14 protein-coding genes are annotated in these 16624 nt (G+C 58.1%); 3 read left to right on the top strand and 11 right to left on the bottom strand.

Going from position 1 to position 16624, the window contains the following annotated elements:
• Window positions 1-43: 43 nt before the first annotated feature.
• The 4 genes from SIC15_RS15590 to SIC15_RS15575 all read right to left on the bottom strand — a co-directional run bounded on the left by SIC15_RS15590 (window position 44) and on the right by SIC15_RS15575 (window position 5416).
• Window positions 44-2287 (bottom strand): glycosyltransferase, encoded by a 2244-nt coding sequence (locus SIC15_RS15590; protein ID WP_412536403.1) that lies wholly within the window; start codon window positions 2285-2287, stop codon window positions 44-46.
• Entirely contained in the window at window positions 2284-3342 is a 1059-nt protein-coding gene (locus tag SIC15_RS15585) for a lysylphosphatidylglycerol synthase transmembrane domain-containing protein (RefSeq protein WP_412536402.1), read from the bottom strand. The genes SIC15_RS15590 and SIC15_RS15585 overlap by 4 nt, the downstream gene beginning before the upstream one ends.
• A 65-nt stretch (window positions 3343-3407) precedes the next feature.
• Window positions 3408-4430, bottom strand: coding sequence for a DUF6160 family protein (locus tag SIC15_RS15580; RefSeq protein ID WP_412536401.1), 1023 nt, complete (start codon window positions 4428-4430; stop codon window positions 3408-3410).
• 326 nt (window positions 4431-4756) lie between these two features.
• A complete protein-coding gene (locus SIC15_RS15575; protein ID WP_412536400.1) occupies window positions 4757-5416 on the bottom strand; it encodes a GntR family transcriptional regulator in 660 nt (219 codons plus the stop codon).
• 251 nt (window positions 5417-5667) lie between these two features.
• Between SIC15_RS15575 and SIC15_RS15570 the strand changes: the two genes are divergently transcribed.
• The gene (locus SIC15_RS15570) at window positions 5668-6804 is read left to right on the top strand and encodes an alkane 1-monooxygenase (protein ID WP_412536399.1); all 1137 of its coding nucleotides are present in this window, start codon (window positions 5668-5670) and stop codon (window positions 6802-6804) included.
• A gap of 299 nt (window positions 6805-7103) precedes the next feature.
• Complete coding sequence (gene gloA, locus SIC15_RS15565; protein ID WP_412536398.1) at window positions 7104-7652, top strand: lactoylglutathione lyase; 549 nt, start codon at window positions 7104-7106, stop codon at window positions 7650-7652.
• Between the two features lie 6 nt (window positions 7653-7658).
• Here the strand turns inward: gloA and SIC15_RS15560 are convergent, their stop codons facing one another.
• The 7 genes from SIC15_RS15560 to atzF all read right to left on the bottom strand — a co-directional run bounded on the left by SIC15_RS15560 (window position 7659) and on the right by atzF (window position 14919).
• Window positions 7659-8612, bottom strand: coding sequence for a DMT family transporter (locus SIC15_RS15560; RefSeq protein ID WP_222465246.1), 954 nt, complete (start codon window positions 8610-8612; stop codon window positions 7659-7661).
• Entirely contained in the window at window positions 8609-9262 is a 654-nt protein-coding gene (locus SIC15_RS15555) for a LutC/YkgG family protein (RefSeq protein ID WP_412536397.1), read from the bottom strand. Before SIC15_RS15555 ends, SIC15_RS15560 begins: the two co-directional genes overlap by 4 nt.
• Window positions 9259-10698: a LutB/LldF family L-lactate oxidation iron-sulfur protein gene (locus tag SIC15_RS15550; protein ID WP_412536396.1), complete on the bottom strand. Its 1440-nt coding sequence runs from the start codon at window positions 10696-10698 to the stop codon at window positions 9259-9261. Before SIC15_RS15550 ends, SIC15_RS15555 begins: the two co-directional genes overlap by 4 nt.
• Window positions 10695-11474 carry a (Fe-S)-binding protein gene (locus SIC15_RS15545; protein WP_136630142.1) on the bottom strand — a complete coding sequence of 260 codons (780 nt, stop codon included), beginning with the start codon at window positions 11472-11474 and terminating at the stop codon, window positions 10695-10697. The genes SIC15_RS15550 and SIC15_RS15545 overlap by 4 nt, the downstream gene beginning before the upstream one ends.
• 152 nt (window positions 11475-11626) lie before the next feature.
• Window positions 11627-11896, bottom strand: a complete 270-nt coding sequence (locus SIC15_RS15540; protein ID WP_069184402.1) for a ComEA family DNA-binding protein — start codon at window positions 11894-11896, stop codon at window positions 11627-11629.
• 470 nt (window positions 11897-12366) lie between these two features.
• On the bottom strand, window positions 12367-13059 hold the full coding sequence (locus SIC15_RS15535) for a GntR family transcriptional regulator (RefSeq protein WP_412536395.1): 693 nt from the start codon (window positions 13057-13059) through the stop codon (window positions 12367-12369).
• Between the two features lie 45 nt (window positions 13060-13104).
• Complete coding sequence (gene atzF, locus SIC15_RS15530; protein WP_412537627.1) at window positions 13105-14919, bottom strand: allophanate hydrolase; 1815 nt, start codon at window positions 14917-14919, stop codon at window positions 13105-13107.
• Between the two features lie 352 nt (window positions 14920-15271).
• Between atzF and urtA the strand changes: the two genes are divergently transcribed.
• On the top strand, window positions 15272-16579 hold the full coding sequence (gene urtA, locus SIC15_RS15525) for an urea ABC transporter substrate-binding protein (protein WP_412536394.1): 1308 nt from the start codon (window positions 15272-15274) through the stop codon (window positions 16577-16579).
• Window positions 16580-16624: the final 45 nt, after the last annotated feature.

Raw genomic sequence — 16624 nt, 5'->3', positions numbered from 1 at the left:
GAGTCTAGCCCGATCAGCTCCGCCAGGAAAACCGTAACCCTACTTACTCGGGTCGAAGCACCGATCCTTTTCGCTTTTTGTCGTACATGGCCAGGGTGGTGCCGTAGATGGTGCGAACGTCACTGGCAAACTGCTCTACCGAATAATCCCCGGCAAACTCCAGGGCCTGGGAGGAAAGCTTCCGGCGAAGTTCGTCGTCTTCCAGCAGTTTTTTCACCTGCGCCCGCCACTGGTCCTGTTTCTCCGGCGTTTTGAATCCGTTGAACCCGTGCCGAACCACGTCCTCAATACCGCTGGATCGAACTGCGACTACCGGCAAGCCGGCGGCCATGGCCTCAAGAATGACCATGCCCTGGGTTTCGGATATCGAGGCAAACAGGAAGGCATCGCCAAGCCGATACCAGATGGCCATTTCGTCCGGCGGAACGGCGCCGACCAGGGTGAAGTGTTGTTGGAGCCCGAGGTCTTCAATCTTCTTCTGCAGCCGGTCTTTCTGGTGGCCATCGCCGATCATCAGGAACCGGAAGGGCACATCGGTTTCCCGTCTGAGGGCATCAATGGCCTCGATCATGAAGTCGATATTCTTCTCATTGGAGAGCCGGGAAACGCTGACGAGCACTTTTTCGTCTTTCAGTTCCAGCCTGTCACGGAGCTTCTTGATGTCTTCCTGCTGAACGTCCTGGAATTTGTGGTATTCGATGCCTGTGGGCTGCACGAACGTTGGCGTTTTCACCCCGATCATCCGCAGGTATTCCTCGGTGGAGTAGGTGGGCACGATCACGCCGTCGCACTTGTTGGCAAACCGCTTGATCAGGGCGTGGGAGATCAGGTTCCGGAACAGCATGCCCGGAAGTGGCACAAAGTGGGCGTAGTGCTCCAGCCGGGTATGGTAGGTATAGATGGCAGGTATACTCAGGGTACGCGCCACAAACAGACCCAACGACCCCAGCCAGAACGGATGATGCAGATGGATAATATCCGGCTTGAAAGCCCTCACTCGCTTGCGGATCCGGCCCAGGAAAATATTGGCCAACCTGAATTCCCGTTTTTCTCCCATGGCCAGAAGTGAGGGCACCCGAAGTACGTGGGGTTCGGCCTCAGGCTGTCCTTTGTAACGGGGCGCCACTATCAGAAGTTTATCACCAAGGGCCTCCAGACCCCGACGCAGGCGTTCGATGGAAATCGGCACGCCGCCAATAAAGGGCAGGTAGTTGTTGGTAAACATCGCCACCCGCATCGGTTTTTCGAGCCAGGGGGCCGGGTCCAGATCGTAGTCCGGGTAATAATCCTTGCCGATAAAAATGGCGCCGTAGAGTTTGATGGCAATGGCCGCAAACACGGCGACAATCAGAATGAAATTGAGGTAGCCGGTGTAGAACAGGGAATAAATAAAGAACCAGAGACTCTCCAGCCGCTTCAGAATCGGGTGCTGGCCTACTTCGAGGCGCTCCAGGTTGTGGCTTAGCTCGCCATCGGCGCCCACATTCACCCGCACATAGTGATAGAAACTGGTGTCGTTGTTCATGACCAGGCCACCGGCACCGCCCGTGGTAACAAACGTGGTGTCTCCTACCGTCTTTTCGGAATAGAGCGACAGGTTGGCGGAAAACACCCGGTCAACATCATGCTCTTCGATTGTCTGGAGCAGTGCGTCCCGAAACTCAGGCGGCGCCAGGTAATCATCCTTCTGATCGAACGGGGCGTTCTCGTCCGGGTGCAGGGGAGGATGCCCGATGAACAGAATTCGGGCCTTTGAGCTGTCCTGGGCCAGCAGATCCTTCAGCCAGCGGATCTGCCAGCGCCAGGGGGTTTTCCCGGTGCTGTCGAGGAAAATCAACCGGGCGGCACCTGCCTCTATGCTGAAGAAGTGCGGGCCGAAGTGATCGTAGAAACGGAAACTGCCAAAATCCTCAAACTCGTGGGCGCCGAAGGTCAGCAGGTAGGGAATCTCCAGATGACCCAGAGTGCCGTAGAGGGCGCGGTACTTGTCTTCGCCACCGCCGCTGACTGCATTACCCGCCGAGACCAGAAAATCGAGCCCGGACCGGTTCAGTTCCGGAATGATGCGGTCCTCGAAAACCCCCACCGAGTTGTTGATGTTACCCACCACCGCAAAGCTGAATGATTCACCGGGGTCAAGCTCACGATAGATCCGCTCCACCTGCTCGGTATGGATCCCCTCGAAATCCTCTGTGAACAGGTTCAGATAGGTCTTGTAGCCCACCAGCAGAAACACCACCAGCAGGCAGAGGTAGAACAGAAGCTTGAGGGGGTTGCGGAAAATCATCCGGCTCTCCTGCGATTGGCGACAAGTTCCTTCTGCAGCACCACCAGCCCGATGATCATGCCCAGGTAGATGGTGAGCAGGCGCCAGCAGACGATGACCAGTATCAAGTGGTTACCCGAAAGGATATCCCGGAAAAAGCTCCCGAAAACACCCTCCGAAATACCGGAGGCACCAGGCGTGGGTGAAAAATACATAACGAAGGTCGTCACCACCAGCAGGCCCACTGACATCACGTAATCAACACTGTAGTCCAGACTGTGCATCAGAAGCGCCGGGAAACTGAACAGACTGAGTAAGAAGATGGCCGTGAACAGGATGGACAGCCAGACGAACACCGGAGCGCCGCGCAGATAATCGCCAAAGCTCCGTGACAGCCGCAGCATCTCCCTGCGTGCCTTGAACTGCCATCGACGGTGGCGGCGCTCACTGATCAGGTGCAGTCGACGTGCAGTCCTCAGCAGTCGGGTCAATGGGCCAATCAGCCAGCGAGTCCGGAACAACAGCACCAGGAAAAAGCCGAGATACAGAACGATCAGAAAGGCCAGCGCGGTGCCGATATCGCCGACAATCGAATTGCCGTCCAGGGACTTGAGCGTGAGCAGGAATACCGGCGTGAGCGAGAAAATAAACAATACCGCCAGTACCGTGCGAATCGTTGTGGCTGCCGTCGCCCTGCCAACCGGAACACCATGGCGGCTAAGAAACCAGATCTGGGCGAAACCGCCCCCGGTGGCCATTGGCGTGATGTTGGAGAAAAACAGGTTGATAAAGACCAGCCGGAACATCGCTGGCAGGGGCAGCCGATGCCCCAGCGCCCGCAGGGTAAAGTAGAGCCGAAGGCCATCAGAGATGAAATAAACCAGCAACAGACCAGCCACCGATAACAGGGTTCCCGGAGCGATCAGCCTGGCATCAAAAGTAAGGGTGCGTTCGGCAAACAGGTCGTAAACGGCATACAGCCCGGCAGCGGTGAGCGCCACAAACAAGAGGCTGAACATCGCCAGCCTTTTTCCCGAGGCGCGTTTCGAATAGTCGATGTCCGTGGAGTGAGTCATGGGCTGCCCGTCAGAGTGAGACGGGCAGTTTACAGGGTAGGGTGTGGTGGGTGTCCAGTGTCCGGCTAGTGGCCATACACCATCATGGTGGTGTTGGTGATGGCAAAGTCCGTGAACTGAACGCTACCAATGCTGGTGCCGCCCATCTTGAAAACCGGCATATCAATATCCGCCCGGAACTCAACGTCATGTACCGAAAGCCCTTCCTTGCCCGAGGCGGCGCTGGTGCCCTGTGACAGCTTGGCAGTCGCACTGGCCATGCCGAAATGCCCCAGCGTGTCATCGCCCCGCCGGTTATGAATCTGCAAACCCTCAATACCAACCGCGGCGAAGTTGAACAGCAGAATCACATCCGCCGCATCCCAGTTGAGGCTACCGTTGGTAATCTCGAAATGGGTATCCAGCTGCAGTTCAGAGCCTGAGACCTCGTTGCCGTTCGCCAGAGTGCGAGTAGCGGTTCCGTCGTTGGTAATCACCAGATCCGTCGGCCCGATGTGCCCTTGCAGCAGGATGTCCGAGAACAGTGTGGCTGAACCCTCGCTACCCGAAGTGGTCACACTGTCCACTGCCAGCTCAAAATCCACCGCCTGCAGGTAATCATTCAGGCTGCCAGGATCGCCATAATCCGTAGCACCCAGGTGCATCACCAGATCACCGCTTTCGAACTGCTTGCCAAAAGAGCCCCCGACGAAATACTTCGTCAGAGCATCGGCCACATCCGGATCGGTTGGGTCCAACAACCCCGCATCGGCACGACGGGCAATCTCCGAAAACCCGTGCTCCAGCACCTCCCCATCGCCGGCAATATCGATCGTCAGCTTCATGTTATCCAGCACCGTATCGTTCTGCCCGGACAATCTCAGCCCGTTCACATTCAACGAACCCTCATCAATCCAGCTGAACCGATCAATGCTGAGCTTGGTCTCCAGCTCAATCGTCACACCCGCCTGACCGGTTACACCAGACAGCGCCCCATCATCCAGCGGCCGGAACTCCGCCATGGCTGGTAATGGAAGGGAGAGCGCAAGCACCCAGAGCGAGAGCGTGGAAGACGTGATGTTTCGACGACAGGCAAGTGACTGAGTCATGGTGGCCCCAAAAGTCTGGTTTATTGTTTTTTAGGGGAGAGCGTTCAAACACTCCCCGGGCCGCAGGGGGACAGCACAACCAATGCAGCAAAAACGTTGCTTTGTTGCAGACTGTTACGATAAGCGGGGGAGGGACAAAGATCTGTGAGCCCTGTCACATGTAGATGTAACCACAGAGGATGGGGCGAAGCGGGCAGGCAGGCCTCCCCAAACTGTGCGGAGCCATGGATGGCGGAGCCAAGCGTACACGGATGTATTCACAGCGTGTTTTGGGAGGCCTGCCTGCTCGCTTTGCATGCGTCTCAAGCCGGCAGGCAAAACCTGGACTAAGAAGCGAGAGCCTGCTGAATGAGAGACTTCTGGTGCTCCGCAAACTCCCGAATCAACGACTGCGCCTTATCAGAATCCCGCGCCAGCACCGCCTGTGGCAGATTGGCAAAAAACTCACTGGTCTGCGCCAGATCCCGCCGATACCGATCCGCGCTCAGATAATAGGCCCGACTGACCGCCGGCTTGAAATTCGACAAAGCCTCCGTGAGATAAGGATTCCCCACCACCTCACAACAGGCATCCATCACATCAAAACTCGCCTCAACCACCCCGGAGATGTCGGCAGAGCCCTCGTTGATCTTTTCAACAGCCTTGCTCACTGCCCCAAGCACCAGAGACTTATCGTTCTCCTGCCAGCGCTCGCACAAACGCACCGCCATCATCATCAGCAGATGCATGTAGACATCGTAAAGCTCGGACGCATGGGCCGCGTCCAGCCGGGTTGCCGAAGCACCCTTGCGGGGCGTGATCTCCACCAGATGCCAGCGTTCCAGGGTGTACAGGGCTTCCTTCACCGAGGCACGGCTGACCTTCAATTCACCGGCCAGGGTCGCCTCCTGAATCCGCTCACCGGGGCGAATCTGCCCGGTCATGATCCGCTCGGCCAGGTAATTGGCAATCTGCTCGGCCAGAGTGTTGGGCACCTGAAAATCCATAAAGGCTCTCTGAACAGGTCTTAAAAACCGGTCGGCTGCTGCGTTAAGCCGGCCGGCGTGGGGATGAGTGCGCATGAGTTTATCACAGCCTCTGAGTCTGACAGTCACAACGCCTTGATCCGCCGAGGGTTCCTGACATTTGTCAAAAAACTCCCGTCCATCGGTTGACGACTGATGTATTGTAGGACAATAATGCACAAAACAACAGGTGATCAGAGTTTCACCAACAAGCATTTGATGGAGATAACCCAATGAGCACGACGCAGTTATCGGTAAATCGCGAGGCCACTCGCCGGCGAATATTGCTTACCCTCAAGAAGTACAGCTACCTGATCGCCATGGTGCCGCTGGTGCTGCCCCCTCTGCTGCTGGCCGCCGGCCACGCCACTGATCTGGTAAACCTGTTTTCCTGGGGCGTCCCCGTCGTCGTCTTCGGGATCATCCCGGTGCTGGACATGCTGCTCGGCAAGGATTCCCTGAACCCGGATGAAGAAACCGACGTGCCAAGAATGGTCGGCGAGCGTTTCTACAAAGCCATCACACTGGGCTGGGTCGCCGGTTTCGCAGCCTTATTGGTCTGGAGCATGCTGGAACTGGCTTCCGGTACATTCAGCCTGATAGGAAGCATTGGCTGGATCGTCTCCATCGGCATCGTCGGTGGCCTCGGCATCAACGTCGCCCACGAACTTATCCACAAAGACGACAAACTCGAAACCCGGGCTGGCGGCTTCCTGCTGTCACTGGTCTGCTACGCCGGCTTCAAAGTCGAACACCTGCGCGGCCATCACGTCCACGTCTCAACCCCGGAAGACGCCTCCTCATCCAGATACAACCAGTCCCTCTACAACTTCCTGCCCCAGGCCTACGTACGCAACTTCATTAACGCCTGGAAACTGGAAGCCGAACGCCTCCAACGCAAAGGCCACAAGGCTTTTAGCTGGCACAACGAACTGATCTGGTGGTACAGCCTCAGCGCCCTGGTACTGGCCGCCTTCACCATCGCCTTCGGCTGGCTCGGCGCCGCCTTCTTTTTGGGGCAGAGCTTTATCGCCTTCACCCTGCTGGAAATCGTCAACTACCTAGAACACTACGGTTTGCACCGCAGAAAACTCGAAAACGGCCGCTACGAACGCACCGGCCCCGAACACAGCTGGAACAGCAACTACTTCCTCACCAACGTCTTCCTGTTCCACCTCCAACGCCACAGCGACCACCACGCCTGGGCCAAGCGCAGATACCAGATCCTCCGCCACCACGACGTTGCCCCCCAACTCCCAGCCGGCTACTCCGCAATGATCGTCCTGGCAATGTTCCCCCCACTCTGGCGGCGAGTCATGAACCCAAGAGTGGAGGCTTACTACAAAGGCGAAGAACACCAGTTGGTCTAGCCCGAGAAACGGCGGGCTGACCCAAAAGTTCGGTCGGCCGGGGTGTGAGGGGTTTGTTTCTGCAGGGAAACGACTGTCTGAGCGAAGCGAGTTCGGCTTCCCGGAAGAAACAAACCCCTTATGCCTCGGCCAGCCACCAAACTTCAGAGCGTCTCTGAAGAAACGCCGGTGTGAAAACCGGCCCTCAAGACCCCGGCGGCTCGTCTCTGACCCCGGGGTCTTTTTTTGTGCCCTTGAAATCCCATTGAAACGCACACAGGTATATCCTGTGAACTCCACGGAAAAAAGGGATAACCAAAATGCCCAAGCATTTCGAACAAGCCCCCGGTCTGCACGAAGAGCCCGTTCCCGAAACCGAAGGCTATGTATTCAACCAGACCATGATGCGCATCAAGGAACCCGAGCGCTCCATGGACTTCTACACCCGAGTGATGGGCATGCGCCTGGTTCGCAAACTGGACTTCCCCGAAATGAAGTTCACCCTGTATTTCCTGGGTTACCTGGATGATCGTCAGGCTGGCCTCGTGCCCCAGGACGACGCCCACCGCACCACCTACACCTTCGGCCGCGAAGCCATGCTTGAGCTGACCCACAACTGGGGCACCGAAGACGACAACGATTTTGGCTACCACAACGGTAACGACGAGCCCCAGGGCTTTGGCCACATTGGCGTTGCCGTACCCGACGTATACGCCGCCTGCGACCGCCTGGAAAAACTTGGTGTAGAGTTCGTGAAAAAGCCGGACGACGGCAAAATGAAAGGATTGGCCTTTATCAAGGACCCGGACGGCTACTGGATTGAAATCCTGCAGCCGGACATGCTCGAGAAGCAGCGTAAGGAAGACTGATCTTCCTTACTCCGCACCGGCCTCCTGGCCGGCTGCGGGTTTACGACCGTAGCGGGAGGCCACCACCACCGCTGCGGTCAGAATCAGCGCCCCCGCAATGCCAATCGGCCCCAGAATCTCCTCCAGAAATACCCAGGCCAGCAGCGCCACAAATAGCGGTTCCAGAGTCACGATGATGCTCGACAGCGTTGCCGGTGTCGTTTTCATGCCTGTGAAAAAGCACACATACCCGATGCAGGTTGGCACCACGCCCACATAGATCACCATCAGCCAGTGGCCGAAGTTCAGGGTTTCCAGCCCCTCGAACCCGCCAGTCAGCGCCACCACCGGTAACAGAATCAGCGCCGCCGTAAAGAAACAGATAAACGCCGTGGTGAACACCGGTGTACCGGCAGAGCTGTAACGGCTGGTGAGCGTGAACCCGGTGTACACACAGGCGGCCAGTAACGCCACCAGAATGCCTGCGAGCCGGAGTGTACCGGTGGTGTCCATATCGCTGAGAACCAGCATGGCGGTGCCTGCAATGGCCGCGAACAACGACAGAACGGTTAAAAGGCTGGGCTTCTCTCCCAGCAGGGGCGCAGCCAGAATGGCCACCAGCACCGGAGGCAAACACAGCGCGATCAGGGTGGCAATGCCCGCACCGGTGAGGTCTACGGCCAGAAGGTAGCTGCCCTGGTAAAACGCCTGGAACAGACCAAGCGCCGCCAACGGAATCAGGGTCTTGCGCGTAAGGCTTCGCAGCGAACTACCGGGCACGCTGGCGCCCGGATTGGCGCGCTCAAGGCGTGTCTGCTCCCGCCGCATCAGCAGCCAGAAAAAAGGCAAGGCCACGGCCAGTCTCAGGAAGCCCAACGTAATGGCCTGCAGCTCGGTACCGGTAAACAGAAATTTCGCAACAATGCCCGTGGTCGCCCATAGCAGGGCAGCCAGGGCGATCAACAGGGCGCCTTGGATCATTCAATAATCAACACAATCAGCTCTTTGGGACCGTGAACACCGTAGGCAAGGGTTTGCTCGATGTCGGCGGTTTTGGAAGGGCCAGAGATTAGCAGGGCATTGGTCGGCATGCCAGCGGCCCAGTTCTGGGCCTGTATCGCTTCGCGGAAGGTGGTGTAAAGCTCCGAGGCCTTGAGCACGGCAATATGAACAGGCGGCACCAGGCTCATCAGCCGTGGCTCATCATTGTTCGGCCACAGGATCAGCGAGCCGGTCTCGGCAATACCGCCTCGGGTGGAAGTGATGCTGGCGTCCACCTCGTTGAACAGATGGGCCTGCCAGCTTTCGATCGGCTCATCGTAGATCAGGAGTTCCGGCAGGTCCTCACGACCGGCATTGCGAAGGGCTTGGCCGATTTCGTGCTGCTCTGGGATCAGCAGGTTTCTGGCGCCACGGGTGGTCAGTACCTCGGCCAGTCGATCCATCCACATGTCTTCGGTGCAGTGGTGAACTTCCCCATGCACAGATTCGATCATCTTCTCGAACCGCTCGATGCGTTCTGCCGTGGACCAGTCGTCCCGAACCAGAACAGAGAAGTCGCATTCCGGTACCGTCAGTTCGCCACCCGTCCGATTACGCAAACGCTGAAGAATCGTTTCCCGGGAACTCATTGGCCACGCTCCTTCATCCGTTGGTGCAGAGTTTTGGCCGCCAGTTTGGGGGCCGTGCGGTAATCGGTCCAGGCGCCGGCTTTCGAGGGCTGCAACGCCCTGAATTTTGTCGCGGCGCTAGTGCCAAAGCGGTAAATGCCCGGGCTTGCGTGCATCCAGGCCCAGCCTTTCCAGATCAGTGCCTCTTTTGAGCTTCGCTTGGCGCCATGGCCACGGACCTTGGCCGGATGCAGGTTGTCACCATCCACCGATTCCTGGCGCAGGCGAACCAACAGATCGGGAATGGGGATCTTCACCGGGCAAACCTCGCCACAGGCACCACACAGGCTGGAGGCGCTCGGCAGATGCCGGCCTTCGTCCAGGCCAATCAGATGCGGCATCAGGATTTTGCCGATGGGGCCCGGGTAGGTGGTGCCATAGGCGTGGCCGCCCACTCGTGTGTACACCGGGCAATGGTTCATGCAGGCGCCGCAGCGGATGCAGCGCAGGGTATCCAGCAACTCATCGTCCTGGTAGATCGACGAGCGGCCGTTATCCACCAGCACCAGATGAACTTCCTCCGGCCCGTCCAGCTCTTCGGCCTTGCGCGGGCCGGAAATCATATTGAAGTAAGTGGTGATGTGCTGGCCGGTGGCAGACCTTGTCAGCAGGGCGAGCAGGGCAGAGACGTCCTCCATGCTCGGCACCACCTTCTCGATGCCGGTTACGGCGATGTGGCACTTTGGCACCGTCGTGGTCATCCGGCCGTTACCCTCGTTTTCCACCAGACAGAGCGTGCCGGTCTCCGCCACCGCAAAGTTGACGCCGGAAACGCCGACATCTGCGTTCATGAACTTTTCCCGCAGTTGCTGGCGGGCACTGGCGGTGAGGTATTCCACATCGTTGGAGAGATCCGTGCCGGTTTTCTCGTGCATAAGCTCGGAGATCTCACCGGTATTCTTGTGAATCGCCGGCATGATGATGTGCGAAGGCGTCTCATCCGCCAACTGCACGATGTACTCGCCAAGATCCGATTCCAGGGCTTCAATTCCCTCTGCTTTCAGGTAATGGTTCAGCTCCATTTCCTCGGAGACCATGGATTTGCCCTTGATCACCGTCTTCGCATCCCGGGCCTTGCAGATATCCCGTACGATCCGGCAGGCTTCGTCGCCGTCCACCGCCCAGTGCACCTTGATGCCGTTTTCCGTCAGTTTTTTCTCAAGCTGCTCCAGCAAATCGGGCAGGTTGGCAAGGGCCCGCAGCCGAACATTGGCGCCTAACTCCCGGAGGGTTTCCAGGTCCCAGCTCTCGAACGCCGTCTTGCGCTTGGACATCAGCCCGTCCATGGCACTGCGGAAGTTCTTGCGGATCTTGGGGTTGTGAATGGCCGCCTGAGCCCGCGGGTGGAACTCTTTTACGTCGATGTGATGGCCAGTGTGCTCGGCTGTCTCGCTCATGACTGCTGCCCCCCTTTGCCCCGGGTGCGCGACCACAGGAAACTGAGAATGTGCTGGCCTTCAACAGGCTTCTGGTTCTTCTCGGCGTACCCGGCAATGTTCATCAGGCAGCCGCAATCGGTGGTGACAAACTGTCTGGTGCCGGTCTCCACCAGTGCATCTACTTTCTCGCTCACCATGGCGCCGGAAATCTCCGGGTGGCGAACCGCAAAGGTACCGCCAAAGCCGCAGCATTCCTCCGGCCGAACCTGCTCCACCAGGTTCACGTTTTTCAACTGGCCAAGGAGCTTTGGCCCCACCTCGGCCACGCCCATTTCACGGCGGGCGGAGCAGGAGGTGTGCATGGCAACCGTGGTGGGCTCACCCAGGTCTTCCAGTTTGATATGGCAAACGTTCAGCAGAAAATCCGTCAGTTCCCAGACCCGGCCAGCCACCTCGGCGGCTTTGACTTCATCCGGGGTGTCCTTGAACAGATCCGGGTAGTGCTTGCGCATCATCCCGCCACAGGAGCCGGACGGCACCACAATGGGCCAGTCGCCAGGAAACAGGTCGAGCTGGGCTCTGGCTACCGATCGGGCCTGGTCATGGTAACCGGAGGTGTAGGCCGGCTGGCCGCAGCAGGTCTGGTCCTGCGGGAACAGCACCTCAATGCCTTCACGCTCCAGCAGCTCCACGCCGGCAATGCCTGCATCCGGGTAGAACATGTCCACCAGACAGGTGCCGTAGAAATACACTTTTGAAGGTTTGGATGGATAAACCTTGATGGGATCAACCATGGGCCGACGCTCGTCATTTTTGAATTGTTACCCAGCAATAATAGGGTGGCGAGCGCAGTGTTGCCAGACGACTTTATGGGCAGCCGGAAATCGAAAATGGAGCGATGCAGGAAGGGAAGAAGGGCAGCGGCAGCCCGCCACTGCCCGGGGTGTTACTTGACGGTCAGGCGCGCGGCGTTCTTCTCGATAGTGCGCTCGCCAATGCCTTTCACGTTTGCCAGGTCTGCAGTGACTGCAAACGGGCCGTTGGCTTCGCGATAGGCAACGATGGCTTCAGCCTTGCTCTGGCCAATGCCGTTCAGGCTGGCGAGGGTGGCCACGTCGGCGGTGTTGATATTGATAGCGGCTTCCTGGGCGTAAGCAAAACCGGTAACCAGGCTGAACAGCAGAATGAGGGTTGCGAAAAGCGGAGTGCGTTTCATGACTATGTGCTCCTGAGGCTGACATTTATGGTTTTGTGCCAGGGCGCAAAGCAGCAGAAGCGAAATGTAAAAGGAGAGCAGAAATGTCTGTGGGGATGGGGAGTGCACGGACGGGACCACATTCCTTGTGATCCCCGATTCCGTGGCTGACCCCTGCCTGTTCCTTCAGGCGTGCGACTCATCCTGAGCGCGTCTTCCCTGTGGTCATCCCTGTAAGCCCTGATCCTTTGGGCAACTCCATATCCATGGAGTTTTCATCCTTGCGGCTTCGATCCTTGAAGCTCTCGTCCTTGGGCCAACATTCCTTGCTGGCTTGTCATCCCTGACACTGACCAGTCTACTGTGGTTAGAATTCCTACCTATCGGAGAATCGCTCCGGGGGTTGTGCGATATGTCTTACAGATTTGTAAGCATTTCGGAGGCGAGCAAAATGAACCGGAGTTCAGTATTTGCGGGGCCTGCAGGGCAATTTATTGCCCGCCGCGGTGCGCCTCAGCGGCTTCGCGGATTCGCTCTATCGTAATCTCCCGAACCGCCTTCTGGCTGGCTCGGATATGGCGGGTCAGCCGATCGGCGGCCTCGCTGGCCATGCCGCTCCTCAAGGCCTCCAGAATGGCCGCATGCTCAACGTAGGTAGCATCCACCCGTTCCTCCCGGCTGAAGTCCAGGCGCCTCACAATCCGGAGCCGGTCAGTGATCTCCCGATGAATCCGCGTCATTTCCCGATTCCCTGCGGCGGCGACCAGATCGCAGTGAAAGCTTTCGTCCAGCATCCGGACCGTGCTGCCCACCGCACGCTCCGAAGGATGATCCGGATTCCAGAGGGCGGTGAGTGTGCGCAATGCTTCTGGTTCCTCAGCCAGGCCACAGATCTTGTGCACGGCCGCCCGCTCGAGGGTGATGCGCAGGTCATAGAGCTCTTCCACCTGCCGGAAATCAAACGGTTTTACCTGCCAGCCACTGCGGAACAGCACCTCCACATGACCCTCACGCTGCAAGCGGTAAAGCGCCTCCCTGACGGGCGTCCGGCTCACATTCAGGCGGGTTCCGATATCTCCTTCGCTGAATCGGTCGCCCGGAAGTAGCCGGAACTCGAAGATGTCCTCTTTCAGGGCTTCATACACCCTGTCTGCCACGGACTCTTTTCTTCTTTGGTTTGCCATTGGCTCCGATTGTCCCCCGTCAGGCGCCAGATTTACCCGCCATACTCAGGATCTGGAGGCGATATAGGCGCGCCAGCCACCAAATTCCGTGACATCCTCTGCACCCTCAAAACCATAGCCTTCGCAGATAAAACCGTTGACCCATCGACCATCCGCCAGTTCAACGTTGCCAATACCAAGGGGCGCGGGAATCAGATCCACAAAGGAACCGAAGGCAGAGGCGGGCATTTCCCAGACTTCCACAATGATCGCCTCCCCCTCGCCCGGGGTCGCCCGCTTCAACCCGGGCTTCGGCGGTGTGGTATTTGGCAGGGCAAACAGCCGGTAGTTGGCGGAGGTTGTGGTTTGCTCAAGCAGCACCGCATGGCGCTCACCGAGCTGCGTGTTCAGGGGCATGCCACTGAGGTGGGCGCCAACAACCGCCACCTTGATGGTGGGCGTGGAAAGGGCGGCCCCGGGTGTCTCTTCGGGGCGCGCCCGGGCGGTAGAACCCAACGGTGTGGGGTGTGAATTCAGCCACTGGCAGGCCAGGTGTTGCAGCTCCGCGTCTTTCCAAGCGCCGCTGATCAGGGTAACGCCAAAAGGCAGGCCGTCATCCCGGAATCCCGCTGGCACAGCGAGGGCGCTCATGTCGGCCAGGTTAACGAAATTGGTGTAGGTGCCCAGTTGGCTGTTAAGGGTCACCGGGTCTGCATTCACCGCTTCCATGGTGGGCGCGGTCGGAGCCGTGGGTACCAGCAGGGCATCCACGTCTGCCAGCAGCTCATCGATCTGGCGAAGCAGTTCTTCTTTGCGGTAAAGGGCCTTGAACGTTTCGGTGGCGCTGAAGTTCGCAGCCTTGCTGATAATGCTTTTGACCACCGGATTCATCTCATCGCCATGGCTGGCCATGAACGATTCCACGGCCGCATGGCGCTCTGCCACCCAGGGGCCTTCGTAGAGCAACGCGGCGAGTTCCAGCAGGGGGCTGAAGTCCATTGGAATCAGTTCCACGTTCTGCTGACGCCACTGGCTGATGGCCGTGTTCCAGGCCGCTTCCGACTGTTGATCGCCAAACCAGTGCGGATGCTCGGGAATGGCGAGTCGTTTAATGGGTCCAGGTCGCCGAAGGGCGGCGCCATCAAGCGGTAAGGCGTCCGGGGACTTGCGCGAAAAAGCATCGCCGGCGTCGAAGCCAGCCATGACATCCGACACCAGGCCGGCGTCGTTTACGGTGAGCGCAAAAATGGATACGCAGTCCAGCGAACGACAGGCCGGCACCACGCCTCGAATGCTGAACAGCCCTTTGGTTGGCTTGAGGCCCACCAGATTGTTCAGCCCGGCAGGCACCCGACCGGAACCGGCGGTGTCGGTACCCAGGGCAAAAGGAACCAGCCCTCGCGCGACAACCGATGCTGAGCCGGAGCTGGAGCCGCCGCTGATAACTTCCGGTTTGAACGTGTTCGGGACTGCACCATAAGGGGAGCGTGTTCCTACCAGGCCAGTAGCAAACTGATCCAGATTGGTTTTGCCAATCACCACGGCACCTGCGGCCTTGAGTCTGGCCACGGTGTGGGCATCTTCCGCCGGCGTGTAGGCGAAGGCAGGGCAGGCTGCGGTTGTTTCAAACCCGGCCACATCAATGTTGTCTTTCGCCGCAAACGGAACGCCGTAAAGAGGCAGCGTGCTGATATCGCCACCAGCCTTCTCGAGCTCCTCATCCAGCTCAGACAGCGCTTTACCCAGCCCCTCCTGGTCCAGAATCGAGATCCACGCAGCATCGTTTGAATCCAGGCCGGTCAGCAACTCACCCAGCAGTAAACTGGGCGTCGCGCCCTCCTTATAAGCGTTCTGCCAGTCCTTGATGGTCCATCCGAGCATTGAAGGCATTCGTCTTCCTCTTGTGCGTAATCAACTTGTATACATGAGGAATGGCAATGCCTGTGCCATTTGCCGATTTTTATCGATAGTGACTGAAAAACATAAGGTTATGAGTTTTTTTGATGCACAGGACGATTCAGATCTGCCCGCATCAGGTGCGGGCGCACCAAAAACGCTCATGAATGCTGTGCTCTGGAGGCATGTTTAGTGGTGCTGGACTGCGTAATCTGCCTTGTATACTAGATAACTAATTGTTTTTTAATGATATATGGCGTGTGTGGAACAGCAGATGCAGAGGCCCTGCTGCGTTTTTAGACGAACTGCATACCTAACTAAGAAAAGGACGCCTGAAATGACTATTAAAAAACACGTGAAACTTGGCCTCTCTGCACTCGCACTTTCCATCTCTTTTAATTCCATGGCGGCGGAAGATCCCATCAAGGTGGGTATCCTGCACTCTCTGTCCGGCACCATGGCCATCAGTGAAACCGTTCTTAAAGACACCGTTGAAATGCTGATCGAGCAACAGAACGCCAAAGGCGGTGTGCTCGGTCGTCAGATGGAAGCGGTGGTTGTCGACCCGGCTTCCAACTGGCCGCTGTTTGCTGAAAAAGCCCGTGAGCTGTTGGCCCAGGAAGAAGTAGACGTGATCTTCGGTAACTGGACCTCGGTTTCCCGTAAATCCGTACTGCCGGTGGTGGAAGAGCTGAACGGCCTTCTGTTCTACCCTGTTCAGTACGAGGGTGAGGAATCCTCCGAAAACGTCTTCTACACCGGCGCTGCGCCCAACCAGCAGGCGATTCCTGCGGTTAACTACCTGATGAACGAAATCGGCGTAGAGCGCTGGGTTCTGGCAGGCACCGACTACGTCTACCCGCGCACCACCAACAAGATCCTTGAGACCTACCTGATGGACATGGGTGTGGCCAAGGAAGACATCATGATCAACTACACGCCGTTTGGTCACTCCGACTGGCAGAACATTGTCTCTGACATCAAGCGCTTCGGTTCCGCCGGCAAGAAGACCGCCGTGGTCTCTACCATCAACGGCGACGCCAACGTGCCTTTCTACCGCGAGCTGGGTAACCAGGGCATCTCTGCTTCCGACATCCCGGTTGTTGCCTTCTCCGTGGGTGAGCAGGAGCTCTCCGGTATCGACACCGGCCCGCTGGTTGGCCACCTGGCCGCCTGGAACTACTTCATGAGCGTGGACAGCGACGCCAACTACGACTTTATCGACCAGTGGATTGAGCACACCGGCAATGAAGAAGCGGTCACCAACGACCCGATGGAAGCTCACTACATCGGCTTCAACATGTACGTTGAGGCGGTCAAGAAGGCCGGTACCACTGACGTTGATGCGGTAAAAGACGCCATCATCGGCGTAACCGTGCCTAACCTCACCGGTGGCTACGCCGCCATGATGCCCAACCACCACATCACCAAGCCGGTGCTGATTGGCGAGATCCAGGACAACGGCCAGTTCTCCGTCGTCTGGGAGACCCCGTCCACCGTTGCCGGCGATGCCTGGTCTGACTACCTCCCGGGTTCCCGCGACATGATTGCAGACTGGCGCAAGCCGTTGTTCTGCGGAACCTTCAACACCGCAACCGGCACCTGTGGCGCCTCTGCGGGCGAAATGGCTGCTGAAGCCGAGTAAGGCTCAGTTGGCATAGCACCATGGACAACCGGGAGCGGCATTGCT

The organism is Marinobacter sp. MIT932201, assembly GCF_047123295.1.
Classification (GTDB): Bacteria; Pseudomonadota; Gammaproteobacteria; order Pseudomonadales; family Oleiphilaceae; genus Marinobacter; species Marinobacter salsuginis.
Note: the sequence above shows the minus strand (reverse complement) of the source record. Positions and strands in the feature narration are given on the sequence as shown.

Bases quoted from the DNA above. Each gene is read 5' to 3' on its own strand.
- atzF (WP_412537627.1), bottom strand. From the start codon at position 14,919: ATGCTCGGATGGACCATCAAGGACTGGCAGAACGCTTATAAGGAGGGC.
- SIC15_RS15590 (WP_412536403.1), bottom strand. From the start codon at position 2,287: ATGATTTTCCGCAACCCCCTCAAGCTTCTGTTCTACCTCTGCCTGCTG.
- SIC15_RS15550 (WP_412536396.1), bottom strand. From the start codon at position 10,698: ATGAGCGAGACAGCCGAGCACACTGGCCATCACATCGACGTAAAAGAG.
- urtA (WP_412536394.1), top strand. From the start codon at position 15,272: ATGACTATTAAAAAACACGTGAAACTTGGCCTCTCTGCACTCGCACTT.
- SIC15_RS15545 (WP_136630142.1), bottom strand. From the start codon at position 11,474: ATGGTTGATCCCATCAAGGTTTATCCATCCAAACCTTCAAAAGTGTAT.
- gloA (WP_412536398.1), top strand. From the start codon at position 7,104: ATGCCCAAGCATTTCGAACAAGCCCCCGGTCTGCACGAAGAGCCCGTT.
- SIC15_RS15540 (WP_069184402.1), bottom strand. From the start codon at position 11,896: ATGAAACGCACTCCGCTTTTCGCAACCCTCATTCTGCTGTTCAGCCTG.
- SIC15_RS15555 (WP_412536397.1), bottom strand. From the start codon at position 9,262: ATGAGTTCCCGGGAAACGATTCTTCAGCGTTTGCGTAATCGGACGGGT.
- SIC15_RS15570 (WP_412536399.1), top strand. From the start codon at position 5,668: ATGAGCACGACGCAGTTATCGGTAAATCGCGAGGCCACTCGCCGGCGA.
- SIC15_RS15580 (WP_412536401.1), bottom strand. From the start codon at position 4,430: ATGACTCAGTCACTTGCCTGTCGTCGAAACATCACGTCTTCCACGCTC.
- SIC15_RS15575 (WP_412536400.1), bottom strand. From the start codon at position 5,416: ATGGATTTTCAGGTGCCCAACACTCTGGCCGAGCAGATTGCCAATTAC.
- SIC15_RS15585 (WP_412536402.1), bottom strand. From the start codon at position 3,342: ATGACTCACTCCACGGACATCGACTATTCGAAACGCGCCTCGGGAAAA.
- SIC15_RS15535 (WP_412536395.1), bottom strand. From the start codon at position 13,059: ATGGCAAACCAAAGAAGAAAAGAGTCCGTGGCAGACAGGGTGTATGAA.
- SIC15_RS15560 (WP_222465246.1), bottom strand. From the start codon at position 8,612: ATGATCCAAGGCGCCCTGTTGATCGCCCTGGCTGCCCTGCTATGGGCG.